This window comes from Butyrivibrio sp. AE2032 (assembly GCF_000702965.1).
This window is the reverse complement of record NZ_JNLF01000002.1, coordinates 176,686-197,368: the sequence shown is the minus strand read 5'-3', so window position 1 is coordinate 197,368 and position 20,683 is coordinate 176,686. Positions and strand designations below refer to the sequence as shown.

The window sequence follows — 20,683 nt, the reverse complement described above, 5'->3', positions numbered from 1 at the left end:
TCAAAGTTCTTCCGGTATAAGATTGATTATCTCTTTGATGCTCATGCACTTCTCATCGCACTCTTTTGCACGGTGATTCTCAAGTATAGTCCTTGCCGCATCGAGCATTGCAGGGAAACCTGTTCTGGTGAGCTGATTGGCGTAGATGATGATGTTCGCGCCCATCTCCTTCCACTCTTCCTCATAGACCGTATTGAATGAAGTCGGAACAAGTACGATGGGGGTCTTCTGATCCTTTGCCCTAAACTCTCGGATGAACTCCATGATCTCGTCAGGCTCTTTCTTGCGGCTGTGGATCATGATGGCATCGGCTCCTGCCTCGACAAAGGCAAAAGCACGCGTAAGAGCGTCTTCCATGCCGCGCTCTAATATAAGGCTCTCGATACGTGCGCAGATCATGAAGTCCTTTGTCTTCTGCGCTGCCTTTCCGGCCCTGATCTTTGCAGAGAAATTCTCGATGGTATCCTGAGTCTGCTTGACCTCGGTACCAAACAGGGAATTCTTCTTAAGACCTGTCTTATCCTCGATGATTATCATCGAGACGCCCATTCTCTCAAGAGTCCTTACCGTATATACAAAGTGTTCTGTAAGTCCGCCGGTATCGCCGTCGAAGATGATGGGCTTGGTCGTAACTTCCATTATGTCGTCTATCGTGCGGAAACGTGATGTCATGTCGACCAGTTCGATATCGGGCTTACCCTTTGCGGTCGAATCACAAAGAGACGATAACCACATACCGTCGAACTGATGCATTCCGCCGTCGGCATATACACAAGTCTTCTCGACAATAAGTCCGGTAATGCCGCTGTGGGCTTCCATGATGGTGACAAAACCCTTCATGTCAAGGAGCTTTCTGAGCCTTGACCTTCTCATGTCAGGCAGAGACAGCTGCGCCCTGAAGGATTCTTCTATCTGCTTATACTTGGGATCTGAAGCATAAGGGAACTCTATGAGTTTTCCGCCGTAAGTATCAAGAAGGCTTATTACTTCTTTACGAACGGAAGACTGTATTCCGGTTATCCAGTTATCGCCGTGAACGACAAAATCAGGCTTGTAGAGCTCGATGTTGTCCTTATAAGACAGAGTCTTCTGGTCTACAACCTTATAGACTCCCGTGATGCTCTCAAACATTGCTTTTCTCTCGGAAGCCGGGATCAGAGGATATCTCTTATAATTTGATACAGCCTCATCTGAAAGCACGCCTACGATGAGCTTTCCGAGTCTTGAAGCCTTCTTTATTAGCGCAATATGTGCACCGTGTATGATATCCGTAGAGAAACATACATATACGGTGCGTGATTCGATCTTTCTGAGCTCTTCTTTGACTCTTTCAAGATCTTCCGGATTATCGATCTCTGAGCAGAGAAGGTCCTCGACGTCCAGAGCTTCTATATTGCATGCGCCGTTCAGTTCATTAAGAGCATTTTCAGCATATACATTGGTGTTGCCCTCTGAGCAGAACTCCGATATCTTATCGAGCCAGAGTTTCCAGTCAGACTTCTGGAGCTTATAAAGTGCCTGGGCTGCCATCGCATCGTCGAAAATATCGATCCCGACCTGCATGATCTTCCCGTCAGCTATACGGGCCTTGAAGTCCTTGTCGGGCAGCGGTAGCGTTGAAGATACCGTCATGCAGCTGCCTTCGGCATTAAGCACCTTGTCAAGAACCGTGTTCTCGAATACGAGATCGCCGTGCATCAGTACGATGTCATCGTCCAAATGGTCTTTCGCGCAGAATATGCTGTAGATATAGTTAGTCGAAGCGTATAAGGGATTATTTACGAAAGTGAAAGTAATAGGAAGATCCAGAGAATTGCAGTAATCAATCAGGATCTGGTCAAAATAGCCGGTCGTCATGACGACTTCTTTGATGCCGCAGTCACTGAGCTGCTTTAACTGTCTGGAAAGGATCGTCTCCGTTGCGGAGATCTCTGTCATGCATTTAGGATGATCTGATGTAAGAACTCCCATTCGGTGGCCAAGGCCGGAATTCAAGATAAGTGCTTTCACTTTTGTCCCTCACTGTAAATAATATTTGTATATTATAATTCAAAGCGTGCTTTAAAACCAAATTTTCCGAATTCGTGTACAATTATGTTACAAAATAAGGGAAATAAACAATCGGAGGGTAAAAGGCCATAGACGGTTATCTGCTGAATGCATTGTCTAAAATAACACTTCCGGCTGTTATTGTATGGATCTGTCTGGCTCTGGCAGCCGGACTTGTGACATATGTGCTCTACAGGAACGGAAAAGCAGGCCTCAACACATTGATATCCCTTCCCCTCCTGGTGTTCTATATCTCATTCATGCTGACGATAACGCTGATAGCAAGAAACATCTCGCCTCAGGCACAATATGAACTCATACCCTTCTGGTCTTACCGTGCCATAGCAGATGGCTCAAGACCCGACCTTGTATCTGAATGCTTCTGGAACGTGATCCTCTTTATTCCTACAGGAATACTGACAACGGTACTTCTAAAAGGAAAGCGCAAATGGCTTGTTATCTTATCAGGACTGATACTTACAGTGATAATTGAGCTTTCACAGCTATTCCTTCATAGAGGTCTATTCGAGTTCGATGACATCATACATAATACGCTTGGAACAGTAATAGGACTGTTGTTGGTAATGGCGATCAGAAAAATGTTGACCAGGAAAAGATGTTATTAGGATAGTCTTGATGTAAATTATTGGTTTATATCAGAAAGCAATTGCTGAACGACATCCAATGTTTCACCAAAAGATATACCATCAGCATACGGCATCTGCTTTTGATATCCATTCCATCTTTGATTCATAACCGCGTCATTGCGTATATTCTCTAAGACAGAATAATAATCCTTAATTTTGTCATAACTGCCTCTGTGTTTTGCGGTTGCCTTAAAAGCAAGACAAAGATCAGTTTTATTGTAATCAGTTGCTGAAAGCATATAGATATCGTAGAAATCTCTTGGCCTTGTGTTTTCAACTCCTCTGCTTAATACTGTTTCTAGTTTTTCAGCTAATATCGTTTCAATTGGATACGAGAGAAGCTGTATCGTTTGATTTGGATCAAACATATCCGAAAAGCAATGTATCTTTGCATCAGGTGTTATTACATCTCCAGTAGAGATATCCATCGACATCGGAGCGTTAATTTTGCCCATAATAGCGCTGTACGAAATCCTGTATCCGCCATATTCATCATCTTCTCTTATCGGTGAGATAGAATTGAATTTGAATTGGATTCCATCTTCATCAGGAATAGAACATATCGCCAAAAACGCATCGCAAAGGTTGCTTTCTTCTAACTTCATAAATCTCAATGTTGCATCCAGATCCATAGTTGACCGCTGTTCAATTCCGATTATCGATGAAATAAGCATTCCGCCTTTAATGATAAATTTGTCTTTATAATCAGATTTGGCAAGACGGAAAAGGAATCGTCTGATCAAATAATTCTGAAGCACAGCAGAAGCTGAAACTCTTTTATCACAAGCAATATTCCTGATTTTTGCTTTCAAACTCATATCATTCATAAAAGAACCTCCAAATATCTTCTTACCTTCGGTTCCACTAACAATTGTCTTGAATATGCAATCAGTTTATTGATATCCTTTTGTTTGTCTGAAGTATACTTTTTGAATGCAAAATGAACTATCTGGATATCGTCACCTTGTCCTCTTAATACATCGCAAAGACTTCTCTCAAGATCATAGACCTTGACCTCGTTTCCATAAGGTGACAAAACAGACGTTAACCCCAAATCATAGTTAGCTTTGGATACTCTTGTAACGGTTAACAGTTCCGATTTTAATGATTTGCAGTTATAGCCGACAGGAAAAGTCATGTGCAGCAATAAAGGTACGCGATCGGAGTAACCGTGCAAATAAAGCGCTGAAGCATGAGAATATATACCTCTGCCATATCTTTTTTGAAGCATCAAATATTCATCTTCAAACTCATCCGCAAGCAAATACACGCCTCGGGAACTTGGTATCAACAAACCTTCAGATACCAACTCAGAAATAGCACTTCTGCGTATTCCGGCACTTGTTACTGCAGACGATAACAAAACTCCATTATTAGCAAGCGATAAGACCTTTTCATGCACATTAGAGCTGATGGAAAACACCTCCTATCCATTAACAAGAACACATCTTTTTATAGCAAAACAATGTGTGCTTGTCAACAAGCATAATGAGCGGAAGCAAATACAATAGGTATAGCAAAATCAAATAAATAATCCTGTATTCAACTTGTTTGTGTACTGATATTATTCTGCTTTTAGACTTGACACAACTATACTACAAAACAATAATAGTATCAATTGATACCGCTCAAAAAAACATTTACTTCAGTTATTTTTCCATATAAATAGAAAGGATTATAACTATGAAAAAAGAAAAACAAATTTGTCCATGTTGTATGGAAGAACATATCCCTCAGATCATTAAGGCTAAAGAAGAGTGCTTATTCAAGGGCGTTTTAGTCGAATATACTGCTGAATATTATTATTGTGAAAATGCAGATGAAACATATGCCGATGAAGAACAGATCAGTACCAACGATATAGCTATGAAAGATGCATATCGGAAAATGCTCGGTTTGCTTAGTTCTGATCAGATTTTAGAGATTCGAACAAGATACGGTATCAGTCAAAGTGATCTGTGCATCATTTTAGGCTGGGGACAAAAAACTGTAACCCGTTATGAAAGTCATCAGGTACAAGATAAAGCTCACGACACGATTCTCAGAAAACTTGATACAGATCCTGAATGGTTCATAGATTTATTGAAAAGTGCAAAAAACGATTTGTCAGAAACATCATATTCAAAATACCTTGAAACCTGTACTGCTCTATTTGAGAAGAATCATGACGCTTATTTACAAAGCGCCATATTTGCAATGTATGTAAGATTAAAGCAGAATTCCAAAATTACAGGAAACAAAGAACTGTCATTGGATGTTGTATCCGACATGGTCAGATATTATGCAAACTCACCTTTTGTAACAAATCTATATCTTGTTAAACTGATGAAAATGTTATGGTACGCAGATGCCCTTTCCTATAAACATTATAATCATTCCATATCCGGACTGATATATCGAGCTCTTCCAATGGGCGCCGTACCAATAGCTTATGAAACAATAATCGATCTTAGCACAATCCAATATGAAGAAATTGACATCGGGGATGGAATCGCATATAGATTCCCTTCAACAAAAAACAAGAAATACACCAATCTATCAAAAGAAGACAAAAATATATTGGATGAGATAATACTAAAATTCGGAAAATCAACAAAAAACGAGATTGTTGATGCTATGCATCGAGAAAAAGCTTATACCGAAACTGCGTTATACGATGTTATATCATTCGAATATACAAAATCATTGAGTATAGACTGAGAAGATACAATCTCAGCCTAAGAAGAAACGTTCCCTTCCGCGCTTCGCTTGGAGCGCCGGCCGCGGAATGAGGAGACGTTACCCCTCATACCGCAGCCGGCAAGGAAAGACAAAATTATAAAGACAAAAGATATTCTTCAACGTTCAGATAATGAATGTCTCCAACATCTGCTGACTCCCCACGGTATATGACATATTTGCCTGAAATATCCCCAAATCTATGAGCTGTCATCGAACATTTTTCATCGTCATCCAAGTGCCGATGTTGATCCGGAACACACTCACAGCTGTGTTTTATCTCATAGATATTACAGGTCAAATCTGAAGGATCACAGACAACCATATCAAACTCGCCGATCGGGAACTGAAGTTTAAAAACCTTTTTATCCGGATTTGCAAGTTTAGTTTCCAAAATGACTATTTCTTCCATCATCCGGCCGCGGATCTCAGTTAAGATCCTGTTCAAGATGCGTTTCCTGTCACGTGCTGACAACTGTTGCAATTTTGAATCCAAGATAATGTTTTCAACAATAGCTTCTGCCTGTGCGTATCTTAAACCCGGCTGAGTAATAACCGTTATACTTCCCTTCTTATTGACTTCAGGTAAAGACTCAAGATCTATCTCCATTATCAGATCCAGGATCTTCAGATACTCCTTTATCTGAACCATATGATCCTCTTCTATCTCAATACTCTGCTCTTCCTTATTCAGAATATCCAGCATAGACATTATACCGAAGGTAATCTTATCAATATCCATATGTTCTTTAATATTCACAGGCGCTTCTCTGTCTTTAAGAAGATTTGCAGCGGTCAATGATATATCGTGAGATTCGAAAGTTCTCTCGATTACTCCTTTGGTAAAACTGTGATTGATATTCTCCACCACTCTGTTGATAACATTAGTCAATTCGCCTCTCTCATACAGTTCAGAAAGCAGCCTGAAATGACTTCCATATTGATAGACAGAAAGCGAATGCTGTATATTTCTGGCTATCGCGGTATCAATATACTCCTCTGCATGTTTAGAATCGGAAAATGGTGCAGGTTCATTGTAGTTGACACCGCCAAGACTCATAGTACCGCCATAACGGATATATTCGTCTATGCCATGTATGCCCAAGACTTCATCAAATTCACGATATGGAATAAAAGTTGTGTGAACCGATATACATCTGTCATAGAGCTGATCTTCTCTCGTAAAAGCAAAACCTAAAGAATCCGTTCCGGACAGAACGATCTTCATGCCGCTGCTGGCATAGATATCAGAGAAAAGCGCCGCTCCTTCAACGAAATCATCGATGAGAGTTATTTCATCAATAAATACATATTTGATTCCATTCTTTTCCAAAAGTCTCATGTCCGAGTCAACATCAGCAAGAGTATCGCTATTCTTGATCTGAATAAACGCCGCCTTATTGAATTCCGATACTGAAAACTCATTAAGAATCTGTCTGATAATAGTTGTCTTTCCTGTCCTTCTTAGACCATAAAGAATCAGGACTTTATCACTGCGCGGACCAAAAACATAATCGCGAACAATATTGAAACATTCTCTTTTCTTGAAATCCTTAACAGATGAAATCTGGTTTTTTAACTGAATGCCGTACCTGACAGATGTTTTAAAAGGCATATCCATTAATCCGTCACTAGCCTCTTCGTTCTCATCTATAACAGAAAGCTTCAATTCCTTAAGAATCTTCTCCAAACCTTTCCTCTTATCGATCATATCCTTTATTACGGGCAACTCATCAAAACTTATATACTTCTCAGTACGCTTACCATTGTGAGTATTCCTGAGATAATAATATTCTTTCCCGCGGATCTTTTTTCTGGTTATGCTTCCCGCAGGCAACAACGCTATCTGACGTTCTAAATCAGAAATCTGTTCTCTCAAACTTTTATTATCCATAAATCTGTACCTCAATCTGTTGTTATACCCATTATACCCCACAGCGGTGAAATAACAAGGGTATAACTGGGTATAACAACAAAATGCACCGGCCGCGGCACAAGGAGAAGTTACCCCTTAATACCGCGGCCGGCTCTTACACGAACGACTGCTGTCGATTATCTTATCCAGTCAACTGATATCTCTTTTACATCAAGGTTATCCCTCTTTTTTTATGAATTCAGGAGCTACCTGAGGGAACATTGCACAGCTTAATATATCCTCGTCTGATCTTGCTATGGAACTGAACTGTTCCCTGATGGTATCAAGTTCAGGCTTCAAAAGATCCGCAGGACGGCAGGATACGACTTCATCGTCTCCTATGGCCATCTTACGGACTTCCTCATTTACAACACCTGGAAGTTCACCATATTCACCGCGGAGAAGTCCCTTTGATTCCTTGGTAAATGTCTTATATCGACCCATAAGGGTATTAAAGACCGCCTGTGTTCCAACGATCTGGCTCGTAGGTGTTACGAGCGGCGGGTAACCGAAATCTTCCCTGACTCTCGGCACCTCTGCAAGGACCTCATATAAACGGTTCTCGGCATTAGCCTGCTTGAGCTGGGATATAAGGTTCGAGAGCATTCCGCCGGGGACCTGATAGATGAGGGTGTTCGGATCAACACGGAGGACCTTCGAACTGATAAGTCCCTCCTTCTCCATCTTAGCGGCTACTCCTCTGAAATGAACAGCAGCATCGTTGAGCTTGTTAAGGTCAAGACCTGTGTCGCGGTCAGTTCCGGAAAGCGTAGCGACCAAAGACTCGGTTGCAGGCTGGGATGTGCCGTTAGCAAATGGTGACAGAGCACAGTCAACGATATCTACACCTGCCATGGCAGCCATGAGATATACCATCGAGCCCGTACCTGTCGTGTTATGTGTGTGGAGATGGATCGGTATTGATACCTTCTCCTTTAGTTTCTTTACAAGGCTGTATGCATCTGCAGGAAGCAGGAGATTTGCCATATCCTTGATGCAGATCGTATCTGCGCCCATCTGCTCCAAGATAACAGCCTTATCGACAAAGTAATCCTCATTATGAACGGGACTTGTCGTATAGCTCATGGCAGCTTCTACCATACCGCCGTATTTCTTAACGGCCTTGATCGATGCTTCCATGTTGCGCACGTCATTGAGCGCATCAAAGATTCGTACTACATCAATACCGTTCTCTATGGACTTGGCGCAGAAAGCGTCTACCATATCGTCAGCATAGTGACGATATCCCAGAAGGTTCTGTCCTCTAAGGAGCATCTGAAGCTTAGTATGAGGCAGCGCCTTGCGGAGAGTCCTTAATCTCTCCCACGGATCTTCGCCTAAGAAACGCATGCAGGAGTCGAAAGTGGCTCCTCCCCAGCATTCAATGGACCAGTATCCGATGCTGTCTAATATCTCACAGGCTGGAAGCATATCCTCCAGCCTCATCCTGGTCGCTGCCTGGGACTGATGCGCATCACGGAGGATAGTATCAGTTATAAGGAGCGGTTTATTTACAGAAAAAAGTTCACTCATCAAGGAAACCTCACTTAACCTCAAACAGTACATCTCCGCCTGCTACGGTGCCGCCCTCGGCACAGCCGATAGAAGCTAAGGTTCCGCTCACGGGTGCTGATATCTCATTTTCCATCTTCATTGCTTCAAGGATGAGTACTACATCACCTGCCTTTACAGCATCACCGGCAGCTTTGAGGATCTTAATGACAGTTCCGGGCATCGGTGCAACGACAGAGCCGCTTCCGGCTTCTGCCTTCGGTGCAGCAGCTGCGGGAGCTGAAGGTGCAGCGGGTGCACTTACTGCGGGAGCAGCCTTCTTAACGGGCTGCTGAACGGCTCCGTTCTCTCCGATAAGCTCGATATCCATCTCATATGTCTTGCCTTCAAGTGTTATACGATACTTACTCATTATCTTTAGTCCTCCAATTGATATTTACGGTAATTGATGTGGTTTTCCTCGATATACTGCTCAAGGCTGCTCTTCGGCACTTCCCTGAAAGATCTTACGACCACATGCTTGGGATCCACACCGGATTCTTCGGCAACGCATGCTACTGCCATCGCCAATACTTTCTCTATCTCCATCTTTTACTCCAATCTTTAAAGCGGGATATTGCCGTGCTTCTTATAAGGCAGCTCACGCTCTTTGTTCTTCAGCATCTTAAATGCGCCTGCGATCTTTGTCCTTGTCTCTTCAGGCAGTATTACCTCATCGACATAGCCGTGCTCGGCTGCGATATATGGATTCATGAACTTCTCGTTATATTCATTAAGAAGTTCTTCCCTCTTGGCTGCTGGATCTTCAGAAGCTTCGATAGCTTTCTTGCCGATAATGCTTACAGCTCCGGAAGCGCCCATAACGGCGATCTCTGCGATAGGCCATGCATAGACGATATCGGCACCCGTGCCCTTGCTGTTCATGGCGATATAGGCTCCGCCGTAAGCCTTTCTCATGATGAGACTTACCTTCGGAACAGTTGCCTCTGAATAAGCATAGAGGAGCTTAGCACCGTGGCGTATGATGCCGCCGTGCTCCTGCTGGGATCCCGGAAGGAATGCCGGAACGTCAACAAGTGTCAACAACGGTATATTGAAGCAGTCACAAAAGCGGATGAACCTTGAGCCCTTATCTGATGCATTGATCTCAAGAGATCCTGCCATGAACTGGCTCTGGTTTGCTACGATACCTATCGTCTCGCCGTCAAGACGTGCAAAGCCGATTACGATATTTCTTGCAAAATCCTTCTGGATCTCAAAAAAGCTTCCCAGATCGACAAAAGAATTGATAACGCTTCTGACATCGTAAGGTCTCTTGGAATCAACCGGAACGATATCACTCAAAGAAGCTGACTCATCTACCTTTGTTCCTTCTACTACGAGCGATTCCTCAAGATTGTTCTGAGGCAGATATCCCAAAAGCTGACGCACGCCGTTAAGGCATGAAAGATCATCGGGATATACAAAGTGAGCAACACCTGATGTCGAGCTGTGTACAGATGCACCGCCTAGGTCAGCTGATGAGATGACCTCACCAGTAACGGACTTAACGACTGCAGGGCCCGTGATATACATCTGACTGTTATTCTCGGTCATGAAGATATAGTCTGTAATAGCCGGAGAATAGCATGCGCCGCCTGCGCAAGGTCCCATAATAACAGATATCTGAGGGATAACGCCTGAAGCGATCGTATTCCTGTAGAAGATATCAGCATAGCCTGAAAGGCTGTCGATGCCTTCTTCGATCCTTGCTCCACCTGAGTCATTGATGGAAATAAAAGGAGCTTTCATCTCCATAGCCATGTCCATTGCACGGCATATCTTCATGGCATGAGCTTCACCCAAAGAGCCTCCGCCGACGGTAAAATCCTGTGAAGATGCAAATGCCAGACGTCCGTGGATATATCCGTAACCGGTAACAACACCGTCACCGGGCTTTTTCTTCTTATCCATACCGAAGTCAGAACAGCGAGAAGCTATCTGATCGTTGATCTCAACAAATGTCTCATCGTCAAAAAGAGCTTCCATTCGCTCTCTTGCCGTAAGCTTGCCCGAAGCATGCTGCTTGGCGATACGCTCCTGTCCGCCTGCGGCTGCAACAGAGGCTCTTCTGGCGTTAAGCTGATCTATGCGATCCTGCCAAATCTGATCCATAAATATTCCTCCAATAGTTCTATACGAACACAGTATACACAAAATGCTTTGATAGTCAAAGTATTTTAGAGATTTTTTATTGAAACTTTCTGTATTGCCAGTTCCTCTAAAGTGCTATTTTTGCACTTTGATCATTATCCGTTGCTCTTTGGATTGCTCTTTGTTCTATATATTGGAAAATGCGGAAATTATATAAGGGTGCCACCCGCAATCTCATCTGCTTCTTTCAAAATGGCATTTTGTGTCTTTTTCTGAAGATAGGTCGGATTCAATGAACGTTTACTATACGCCAAATAGGTATCCTTGGTATCTTCAATAAGCAATGCTGTAAAGAATTGTTCCCAACTCATATACATCCCACTTTCAACAAAATCCGAAGGATGCGCAAGAATATTCTTAAGTTCATTACCATCTATCAAGCCAGAACGTAAGATAAGCCACTCAAATGATTCCGGAAGAAAATAGACTACATTCCTTAACTTGTTCAAAAACATAGCCCGTTCTATCTCTGGTCCAAATGCAGCGCCGTCAGCTATTACCAAAATCTTATCGCCTGTAGATTCTAGAACAGACCTATATATATTTGACTTTCCGTTTGCAGTAATACAATCTATTTTCTCTTTCTTGCAAACAGATTTCCAAAACTCATATGCAGAATTGGAATCTTCAACAATTACCAGATCTGGTCTTCCGACAAAAGCGTCAGAGTTATATAAACGATACAATTCACTGTATAATCTCTTTGTCCCCTGATAGCGGTTACCAGATTTATTCCTTATTCCATATATCTCATGAATGCTGTATGGAAGACTAAACAAAGATTCACGGGTAGCAATGACATAATAATTAGTACTGTTCTTTACCATTTCGGCAAATGTTTTTGAACTCACAAAACCATTTCCCTCATCTATAAAAACAATACAATTATCAAAGTCACTCAGATCTCGCTCCCAATTACCTCGTTCCAACACGACACACCTGACATCACTCAAGATCTCCACGCCGCTTTCAGGACCATTTTTGCAATTATCATTGATCATTTCAATAAGAGTGGTCTTACCTGTAGCGCTGTCCCCTCTTAATATGGTTAAATTCCTTTGAATCGTAAACTTGTAACAAAGGCGATTATTCCTGACTACAATATCATGACTGCCCTTCATATCTTCCACCTATAAATAACCCGGCGTACTGAACATATTCACTCATGCTGTGAACAACAACTCCATTGTTGAGTATCTTTATATCAAATGCCTTGTCGCCAAAATCCATAACATGACGCAGATTGACAATAATATCTTTATCAGACCTTTGAGCAATCTTAAGTATCCATTTTGAGCAATTATCGCCACATGTGGAAGCATTAAAAATCTTTTCAGGATTGTTATATATAAGCAATAAAGTCTTAAGTCCACCGGACATCTTGGTTACAGGGATAACTCCAAGAGCCTTGCTTTCAATGGCATGATTACTAAGCACCGTAGCTTTATCAATATCCTTGATCATCTTACGTGCAAATTCATCATCAAGCCAACCATCATAATACGTATTGTCAAAATATACAGAAGTATTATAAATGGCAGTTGCTGTCTCGCCAAAAATAATGTTCAGCATTAAAGACCTCTTATATAATCTAATTTTTCAAACTAATTTTATCACACATCAAACATGATATGGGCAGCTTCATCACTTAGCGTGCGAGTAAATATTCACTGGAATTTCGACTATCAATTTGGTCACAGTTTTAGAAAATCAACCATTCTAACCTTCCGCGCTTCGCTTGGAGCGCCGGTCGCGTCATGATGAGACGTGACCCATCAAGCCGCGACCGGCATCAGTTAAGCCTGTCGTCAACACCTTTGATCTTACGGCCCAACTGATTGATGTGATATGCAAAAAACTTGGAGACACCATTATCAGACCTTGCTAGGAACAGCATCAGGTTATAGACCTTAGGATATCCTTTAACTCCGAATGTACCGTAATGAGTCTTAACAAACGATGAGACTTCAGAAGTCAGTTCATCGACAGCCGGTTTATCCACTTTTCTTAACCCGTAAGCCCAGCGCCAGGTGCGTGAGACAGCAGAGGCGCAGCCTTTGAGCAGAAGCGCTTCCACTTCCCTGTCGCCCGAATATTCGGGATAACTCATTACGTCAGTATATCTGGTATGGAAAGCGTGCCAGTAATCTATAAGGTTCTTTACAGTGTGGTCATGGCATATGGAAGAATTTCTTATAAGATGAATATATAAAGGATCGGTTATAACGACCGCCTTGTTCATACGAGCAACAAACCTGTACAGCGTTAATACATCTTCAAAATCGTATCCTTCAGGAAACAGAGCAGAAACAACATATTCCCTTCTGTATATCTTATTCCATACAGTGCCTTCTCCGAGTTTGTCATCAAGCATTGCTTTTAAGATATCCCGGTCTTTATATATACCAGCCTCTATTCGTATCGGCACGGAAACATCAGCATAAGCATCCATCCTTCCGCATGCAGCAAGATCGGCATCTTCTGAGACTGCAGCAGCTATAAGCTTCTGATACATATCAGGTTCTATCCTGTCATCACTGTCGACAAAACCGATATATTCGCCGGTTGCGACGGCGATTCCTGTATTCCTTGCTGCCGAAAGCCCGCCGTTGGCTCTATGGATCACCTTTATCCTTGGATCGGACTCTGCATATCTGTCGCATATATCTCCGCACTTATCCGGCGATCCGTCATCAACAAGTACGATCTCCAGGTTCTTATAAGTTTGAGAACAGATACTGTCCAGACAAGAAGGCAGATACTCTTCAACCTTATATATGGGAACGATTACACTGATCAGCGGTTTATCCATCTTTTATCTTCTCCTGACGAAGCTGAGCAACTTTGTACATATTTGCTTGATATTACCGAAGTTCAGGATAAAGAACAGGATCACAGCAGATATGCTGACTAAAAGGATATTCAGGTTTAAAGAGACGAACACAGAATGGACGAGCATAATAAGGCAGTTTATAACAAACCTCAGCACATCGACATCGAATCTCATCTGACGCCTGATGTCTATAACCCTTATTAGTGCAATAACCAGATAAGCCGAGACAGTTCCAAGAACGGCTCCCCATATGCCCCAGGCCTTGATGCCGAAATAATTCACGGCAAGATTAATAACCGCACTGAGCACTGCAGTCCACATGTCGTTCTTTGTCTTCTGGAGCGCCATGTACACAGAGCCTATAAAAGCAGAAATCGAGAAAAATACTGCAGCAGACAGCAGCAGCGGCGTATACTGCCATGCTTCGCGGAACTCAGCACCTACATAAACGCTCATGAAGGGCTTGATCACCGAAGTTAAGACTATACACACGCCAAAAAGAAATGTGCTGAACAGGTTAAAGACAGAAGAAAAGAACCCGGCATCCTTATCAGTCTCTATCTCTTTAATAGATGAAAGTCCCCATGCCTGATTAAAGATCCCTGTCACAACATTTATCAATGACGGTATCTTAGTAGCTGCCGTATACACGCCAAGTAACGAAGCACCGACCATAAGTTCGAGCATAAGCTTATCAGACGACTGTATTACCCACCAGGAAACCGTACTGAAAATCAGTGGGAATGAGAAACGGACCATCTCACGGAGTAATGTCCTGTCAAGCTTACCAGCCTTAAGTCCTGCGGGTATCTTTCCGGCAAAGAACGCAGCTATGGTCGTAAAAGCAAGTGCAGCGATATTTGCAAACAGATAACCGGATATACCGAGATGACAGAATGTCAGAAGGACGATATTAGTAACAGCGAGCACCAGAGTCTGGAATATGCTGATTACTGCAAAGGTCCTGTTCCTCTCCTTTACCTTCAGATAGTTCTTCTCCGTTTCCGAGATATTAGTAAGCACGATCAGAGCGTAGAAATACCACTTCCAGGGTTCCATCGGCTTATAAAGACTGATCAGGGGCACAAAGACCAGTGAGACTAAAACAGACAGAGCAAGAACAAAGAAAGATGCTTTAAGTACATCTTCGGCCCTCCTGTCCTTCTTCATGCCGAATCTGAGAACGGCCTGATTTATTACAACAGCAGCGAAAGGAACGAATAACTGGACCAGAGTGGTAACGAGATCTGAAATGCCGTACTCCTCACGTGTCAGGAAATTCGTATATAAAGGCACAAGGAAGAAGAGGATCACTTTTGATCCCAGACTTCCCAACGCGAATATCAGCGTATCCTTTGCCAGTGTCTTATACTTGCCGTTCATCTGTATTTCCTGCTCCAAACTTTATACATGATCCATCCGGCAGGATAGCTTAATATAAATAAGCCTTTTCTGCAGCACTTATCGTACAAGGAAGATACTTTAAACCCGGCGGTCTTGCCGAAGCATATATAAAGCATCATCTGTTTTAAAAGAAGTTTAGGCTTAAGCTTAGGAGCAGACATATAAAGATTTGCGGTCTCCATTCCTCCCATGGGAGATTTAATCCGCAACTTACGGCCCGAAGACGTAAGTCCACCCTCAAGATACTCACAGATATAGATCACTTTATTGATATAGACTGTCTTATACTTAAGTCCGATGTTGAACCACAGATATCCTTCACTCATGAACTTCTCACCGGGAAACTCAGGGAACGGGAACTCCACGAAGACGGTCGTCTTCTCTACCTCGCAGCAGTCCCCGGGACGGTTGCCGTTAAGCCTGTAATCTATGTGATTCGATACGACTGGCTCATCAGGGATATTCTTGACCAAAGGCTCACCTGACCTTAAACCTTTCTGGAATGAATAACACACTATTCCGGAATCTTGATCAAACTGTGAGATAAGAGACAGCATCGATTCGACAGCATCAGGCACAAGATAGTCATCACTGTCGACTATACATACATACTCACCTTTGATATAAGGATGCGAATAGTTAAGCGCAGTATGTTTGCCTCCGTTGGTCTTGTAACGGTATTCGACAGAAAAGCCTGACGGATCAAGGTCAAGGACATAATCCTTTGTGCCGTCAGTGCTGCCGTCATCAATGACGAGCCATTGGAAGCCTTTGACGGTCTGTTGAGAAAGACTGTCGAATAAACGGGGCAGCTTATCAGCCCTGTTATATGTAGGAGTAAGTATTGTTATCTTGCAGGAGGCATCACTCATATCAGAATCCCCCGTAATTATAGAAGATAAGGATCTCATAGCGCATCGTCAAAAGAGCACTTAAGCCGACAGCTGAAAGCAAAAGGACATTGTAGTTATTCTTCAGTCTGAGATTGCGAAGAACTCTTATAAAGAATATTGCTGCAGGAAGATACATAAAGTATGTAAGCCTTATCAGCCAGCTGTTATAGAACGAAGCAAGGTAGATCATCGAAATGGCTGAGCTTAAGATCAGGTAGTTATCATAATTTGCAAGTTTTGACCTGAGAGTCCCTCTCTTATACCATCCGACAAAGGTAATGATGTAAAAGGGGATTCCCTTCAATACGCTCATGGGGCCTGCCGCCTCCAGAGCAGAATTGGCTGCATCGCCGAAGTATTCATAGATCTTGACTGAAAGAGACGGAATAAAACGTGACAGGATCTGGGCAAACTTTAAGAGCAAAGGTTCAAAGAATAAGACTGATACCATCATGAGAAGGAAGAACAGAACAGTAGTCCATCTGCCCTTCTTAATACGCAGCAGGATATAAAGAGGGATAAGGAAAAATCCCGCCGGATGGAACCAAATGGCAAGACCTATCAGTATGATAGAAAAGACAGTATCCTTTATCCCTTCATTACGGAGAGCGAAGATAATGCAAAGAGAAGCAAATGCATTCGCAAAGCACTGTTTGATGCCGGTAAAGGTAAAAAAGACAAACTGGGTGGTAAGAAGGAAGAATAAAGCTTCCGGTTCGGCATCAGCACTTATCCTGTATGCAAATAATGTTATCAGGACAGTAAAGAATGTCGCAAAGCAGAATAATATCCGGTAATCGGAACAAACCAATCTTAATATGCTGATAACAACATTCAGTCCGGCGCTTGAAGACGGTCTGTATCCTGTGTAATTAAGATAGTAGTTGAGCCTGTCCCCGCCAAGTTCCTCCTTCATTAACGTTACCAACAGATTAAAAAGGCCGAACATTAAAGATATTATCAGAGCCATAACAACAGGCATCTTATATGTTGTCTTCACCGGAGCCGCATCTGAACGGTTGATCAATAACATCTTCTTAAACCGCTGATCAGCCAGTATGACCGCCACAACGACTATAAAGTTATATGAAAAGACAGCTAAGAGCATATCCATACTATCTGCTGCCTCCCGGTGGAACAGACTTATAAAAGTCAGAAAGCCAGGCAGCAGTAGACCTAATGTCATATCCTGCACGGGTTACTTCAGCAGATGCCGACGGATTGCGGACAAATTCACGGTACTCAAGGACCGCATCAGCCCATAAAGATGCAGAGTCAATATCAAGGAATCTGCAATATTCGGTTATCTTCACTTCCGAAGACACCCGGTCGCTGCAGAGCATCGGAACGCCAGCCGCCTGTACTTCTACACCGATAACGGGAAGACCTTCATACTTGGAAGGCAGCAAAAACACATTAAGGGCGGAAAGGATCCTGTCGATATCAGAACGCACGCCCAGCAGACGCACCTTGGAAGACAGTCCTCGTGAAGAGATCTCAGACTCGATCTCAGACTTCATCTCCCCTGTTCCCGCCCACAGGAACACATAATCAACACCGCGCTTATCCAGTTCAGTAAGGATATCAATGATAAACAGAGGATTCTTCTGGTCTGTCATACGTCCTACTGTACCTAAAACCAAAGCAGAAGAGTCGATCCCAAGTTCGGATAAAACAGAAGAACGTACAGAAGATGAATAAGCATACTTACCAACATCGATACCGTTCTTAAGCACTGTGCTTATTCCCGTATCAGACGCAACACGCGATCCGTAACGTGCAACCAGTGCAGCATTTGAACAACCGATAAAATAATCCGCGATATTCCTGGTCGGGTAAGAATATAGCCGATATAAAAGTCCGTGCAATCCTGCGCCCTCGCTCGCGTTATGGCTGTGGGCTATCGTATAGCAGCCGAAAGACTTTGATATCTTCAGATATATGGCTGCTGTACTGCCTATGTGTCCGTGTATTATTCGGTATTCAGGATGGGAAGAAAAGAAGTCCTTCCACCACTTCTTATATGCAAAGTGATTTGTACCCTTATACAAAGGATAATGAATAATACGTCCGCCTATGGATATGATCTCATCGTCAAAGTCACAGTGACGGGTTGCAGATACGGCAAAATCAAACTGTATCTCAGAACGGTCTATCGTACGGTAGAGATTCATCAGCATCGTCTCGGTACCGGCACGGTCCATGGCTGTAAGAACATGAAGTATCCTAATCATGAGAGCACCTCATCCATCAGGATATCGCAGCACTTTGAAGCGCCGTTCCCGTATTCAGTTACATATTTAGACTGAAACTCCGCACAACGGGCAGACAGAGCGGAACGCTCAGATGAAAAGCACATTAAAGAATCGATAAGAGAAGACTCGAAAAAATGTATCTCACACGGCAGTTCAGACTTAAGATCCAGATACATGCCTCTGTTCTTCTTATAATCGTCGTAGTCATATGCAAAGCAGTACATAGGCTTGTGCATGACGGAATAATCGAAGTATATGCTCGAATAATCAGATATCAGAGCATCCGATGCCAGCATCAATTCGTTAAGATCAGGATAGGACGATACGTCAATGAACATCGGATATCCCGATATATTCATGTGACGAGCAACTTCATAGTGGGCTCTGAAAAGGACTACGAATCTGTCACCCAGAGAAGACTGCCACTTTGAAAGTGTCATGGGAATATCCAATACTATTTCATTTGAATCCCCCTTCGTATACTCCCTGAATGTCGGAGCATAGAGCAAGACAGTCTTATCCGAAGGTATTCCAAGTGAAGAACGTATAGAAGAAACGGAAGAACATGAAGCTAGAGCATCATTACGCGGAAGTCCCGTTATCCTCAGCGAAGATACAGGAAGACAAAAGCATCGGGAGAATGTATCGACATCGTACTGTCCCTGTGCACACATGACATCAGCCCTGACAAGGACTTTGCTCTTAAAGGATTTATTGTCAGACTTGATATCTGCTCCCATTACCTTAATGGCAGTACCGTGCCAGGTATTAAGACAGAATGTCTTTTTCTTCTTGATATCAAGTCCCCTCTCCATCGAAGAGTTAGTAACCCAGACACGCGCCTTCTGAGTCATTAGGAAATACTTGAATGAATCGGAACGCACAATAGAAGCAGGACCCGGAACAGAAACTGAAGACGGAGACTGAAGCGCCCAGCAGAACCTATACCCTGCAAACCGCTCATCACGAAGCATCTCCTCATATATAGCCTTGGGACTGTCATCGTATTTCTTGCCGCCATAGCAGTTAAAGAGAATGAGCTTATCATCAATCCGTACAAACAGACCAAGAAATCTGATCAGACCTGACATCAGATAAAAATATACCGCATATAGGAATCTGGAAGTCTTGAGCAGATAACTTAACTTATTCATGATTCACGGCTTCCGTATAATATGACTTCATCAGAGCAAGTGAATTGCTGATATCAAAAGACTTGATGCGTTCAAGGTTGCGTTCAACTTCTGAACTCAAGTCAGATGAAAGCGCAAGTTCAAGCTTAGAGATTAGTCCGGCTTTATCTGATGCATCGAACAACAGAGAACTTCCTGACATCAGATCATCCGTTCCCCGGTTCTTCGAAGCAACACAAGGCAACCCGGATGCCATTGCCTCCATCAGCGCTACAGGAAGGCCCTCTCGGAACGAAGGGAAAACAAAGACGTCAGCCATACTGTAGAATGCTTCGACATCGTCACGATATCCTACAAACATCGTGCGGTTAGAAACGCCAAGACGTACAGCAAGAGCCTTCAACGATTCCATAAGTTCTCCCCTGCCGCATAAGACATAATACACAGAAGGAAGCGAAGGCAGCGCCTCGATAACCAAACGCTGATTCTTATTGGCAGTAAACTCACCTACAGATAACAAGACCTTACTGTCAGCAGGAATACCGAGAGAAGACTTCAACTCTAGCCCAACGGTTTCATCAATACCACAAAAGCGGGATGTATCAACGCCAATACCAGGCAGATATACAACCTTCCCTGCCTTGAACTTGGCAAACGCACGGACAAAGTCTTCTTTGGTAATGGTAACAAGCACATCCGTCTTCCTGGCAAAATGCTTCTCCACAGGATAGTAGACAAGCCAGTTAAGCAACGGAGCACCTTTATAAAAATGGAAACCGTGAGCCGTATAAAAGACCTTAGTTCCCTTCTTGCGTGCATCCTTTGATGCCATCCTGCCAAGCACTGCTCCCACAGGTGTATGGCAATGCACGATATCGTAGTCACCTGAATCTATAATGTTCTTAAGTGCTTTAACAGCCTTAACATTACCGAGCTTAAAAGGATTCCTCTCAAAAGCTATATCGTAGTACTTATCGCAATAAGGGATCACACAATCTTTTGGATCCTCATAATCGTTACGGGCTGCAACAGCCGTCTCCCAGCCTGCTTCTTTGAGCATCTTCAGGTAAGGTATATGGAATTCCATTATGTGCGTCTTAACTACCGTAGCTACGAATAAGATCTTCATCC

Annotated in this window: 19 protein-coding genes; 2 read left to right on the top strand and 17 right to left on the bottom strand. The window is 42.9% G+C overall.

Going from position 1 to position 20,683, the window contains the following annotated elements; all coding sequences use genetic code 11:
• Nucleotides 1-2,010 (bottom strand): phosphoenolpyruvate mutase, encoded by a 2,010-nt coding sequence (aepX, locus tag BO18_RS00860; RefSeq protein ID WP_034442425.1) that lies wholly within the window; start codon nt 2,008-2,010, stop codon nt 1-3.
• 152 nt (nt 2,011-2,162) lie between these two features.
• Between aepX and BO18_RS00855 the strand changes: the two genes are divergently transcribed.
• On the top strand, nt 2,163-2,675 hold the full coding sequence (locus tag BO18_RS00855; protein WP_051688388.1) for a VanZ family protein: 513 nt from the start codon (nt 2,163-2,165) through the stop codon (nt 2,673-2,675).
• Nucleotides 2,676-2,692: 17 nt separating this feature from the next.
• On the opposite strand, the gene BO18_RS00850 is transcribed toward BO18_RS00855, so the two are convergent.
• Both BO18_RS00850 and BO18_RS00845 read right to left on the bottom strand, forming a co-directional pair.
• Nucleotides 2,693-3,523 (bottom strand): nucleotidyl transferase AbiEii/AbiGii toxin family protein, encoded by an 831-nt coding sequence (locus BO18_RS00850; protein WP_034442423.1) that lies wholly within the window; start codon nt 3,521-3,523, stop codon nt 2,693-2,695.
• Complete coding sequence (locus BO18_RS00845; protein ID WP_242856498.1) at nt 3,520-4,119, bottom strand: type IV toxin-antitoxin system AbiEi family antitoxin domain-containing protein; 600 nt, start codon at nt 4,117-4,119, stop codon at nt 3,520-3,522. The genes BO18_RS00850 and BO18_RS00845 overlap by 4 nt, the downstream gene beginning before the upstream one ends.
• A 260-nt stretch (nt 4,120-4,379) precedes the next feature.
• Here BO18_RS00845 and BO18_RS00840 point away from each other — a divergent pair, with 260 nt between their 5' ends.
• Nucleotides 4,380-5,396, top strand: coding sequence for a type II TA system antitoxin MqsA family protein (locus BO18_RS00840; protein WP_034442421.1), 1,017 nt, complete (start codon nt 4,380-4,382; stop codon nt 5,394-5,396).
• Between the two features lie 115 nt (nt 5,397-5,511).
• On the opposite strand, the gene BO18_RS00835 is transcribed toward BO18_RS00840, so the two are convergent.
• From BO18_RS00835 to BO18_RS00775, 14 genes are all read right to left on the bottom strand, one after another.
• Nucleotides 5,512-7,308 carry an AAA family ATPase gene (locus tag BO18_RS00835; protein WP_034442418.1) on the bottom strand — a complete coding sequence of 599 codons (1,797 nt, stop codon included), beginning with the start codon at nt 7,306-7,308 and terminating at the stop codon, nt 5,512-5,514.
• A 198-nt stretch (nt 7,309-7,506) separates the two neighbouring features.
• Nucleotides 7,507-8,862 (bottom strand): pyruvate carboxylase subunit B, encoded by a 1,356-nt coding sequence (locus tag BO18_RS00830; protein ID WP_034442415.1) that lies wholly within the window; start codon nt 8,860-8,862, stop codon nt 7,507-7,509.
• A 10-nt stretch (nt 8,863-8,872) separates the two neighbouring features.
• Nucleotides 8,873-9,253 (bottom strand): biotin/lipoyl-containing protein, encoded by a 381-nt coding sequence (locus BO18_RS00825; protein ID WP_034442413.1) that lies wholly within the window; start codon nt 9,251-9,253, stop codon nt 8,873-8,875.
• A 5-nt stretch (nt 9,254-9,258) separates the two neighbouring features.
• The gene (locus BO18_RS34650; RefSeq protein ID WP_185752305.1) at nt 9,259-9,429 is read right to left on the bottom strand and encodes a hypothetical protein; all 171 of its coding nucleotides are present in this window, start codon (nt 9,427-9,429) and stop codon (nt 9,259-9,261) included.
• 15 nt (nt 9,430-9,444) lie between these two features.
• Nucleotides 9,445-10,995 carry an acyl-CoA carboxylase subunit beta gene (locus tag BO18_RS00820; RefSeq protein ID WP_034442410.1) on the bottom strand — a complete coding sequence of 517 codons (1,551 nt, stop codon included), beginning with the start codon at nt 10,993-10,995 and terminating at the stop codon, nt 9,445-9,447.
• A gap of 188 nt (nt 10,996-11,183) precedes the next feature.
• The gene (locus tag BO18_RS00815) at nt 11,184-12,155 is read right to left on the bottom strand and encodes a hypothetical protein (protein ID WP_034442407.1); all 972 of its coding nucleotides are present in this window, start codon (nt 12,153-12,155) and stop codon (nt 11,184-11,186) included.
• Nucleotides 12,139-12,606: a DUF4869 domain-containing protein gene (locus tag BO18_RS00810; RefSeq protein WP_034442404.1), complete on the bottom strand. Its 468-nt coding sequence runs from the start codon at nt 12,604-12,606 to the stop codon at nt 12,139-12,141. The genes BO18_RS00815 and BO18_RS00810 overlap by 17 nt, the downstream gene beginning before the upstream one ends.
• Before the next feature lie 220 nt (nt 12,607-12,826).
• The gene (locus BO18_RS00805; protein WP_051688387.1) at nt 12,827-13,846 is read right to left on the bottom strand and encodes a glycosyltransferase; all 1,020 of its coding nucleotides are present in this window, start codon (nt 13,844-13,846) and stop codon (nt 12,827-12,829) included.
• 3 nt (nt 13,847-13,849) lie between these two features.
• The gene (locus tag BO18_RS00800; protein ID WP_034442401.1) at nt 13,850-15,250 is read right to left on the bottom strand and encodes a lipopolysaccharide biosynthesis protein; all 1,401 of its coding nucleotides are present in this window, start codon (nt 15,248-15,250) and stop codon (nt 13,850-13,852) included.
• Nucleotides 15,247-16,143: a glycosyltransferase family 2 protein gene (locus tag BO18_RS00795; protein ID WP_034442399.1), complete on the bottom strand. Its 897-nt coding sequence runs from the start codon at nt 16,141-16,143 to the stop codon at nt 15,247-15,249. Before BO18_RS00795 ends, BO18_RS00800 begins: the two co-directional genes overlap by 4 nt.
• A gap of 1 nt (nt 16,144) precedes the next feature.
• Nucleotides 16,145-17,278, bottom strand: a complete 1,134-nt coding sequence (locus BO18_RS00790; RefSeq protein WP_034442396.1) for an EpsG family protein — start codon at nt 17,276-17,278, stop codon at nt 16,145-16,147.
• A gap of 1 nt (nt 17,279) precedes the next feature.
• A complete protein-coding gene (locus tag BO18_RS00785; RefSeq protein ID WP_034442393.1) occupies nt 17,280-18,398 on the bottom strand; it encodes a glycosyltransferase in 1,119 nt (372 codons plus the stop codon).
• Nucleotides 18,395-19,573 (bottom strand): CDP-glycerol glycerophosphotransferase family protein, encoded by a 1,179-nt coding sequence (locus tag BO18_RS00780; protein ID WP_034442390.1) that lies wholly within the window; start codon nt 19,571-19,573, stop codon nt 18,395-18,397. Before BO18_RS00780 ends, BO18_RS00785 begins: the two co-directional genes overlap by 4 nt.
• The gene (locus tag BO18_RS00775) at nt 19,566-20,681 is read right to left on the bottom strand and encodes a glycosyltransferase (protein ID WP_034442387.1); all 1,116 of its coding nucleotides are present in this window, start codon (nt 20,679-20,681) and stop codon (nt 19,566-19,568) included. Before BO18_RS00775 ends, BO18_RS00780 begins: the two co-directional genes overlap by 8 nt.
• Between the last annotated feature and the right edge of the window lie 2 nt (nt 20,682-20,683).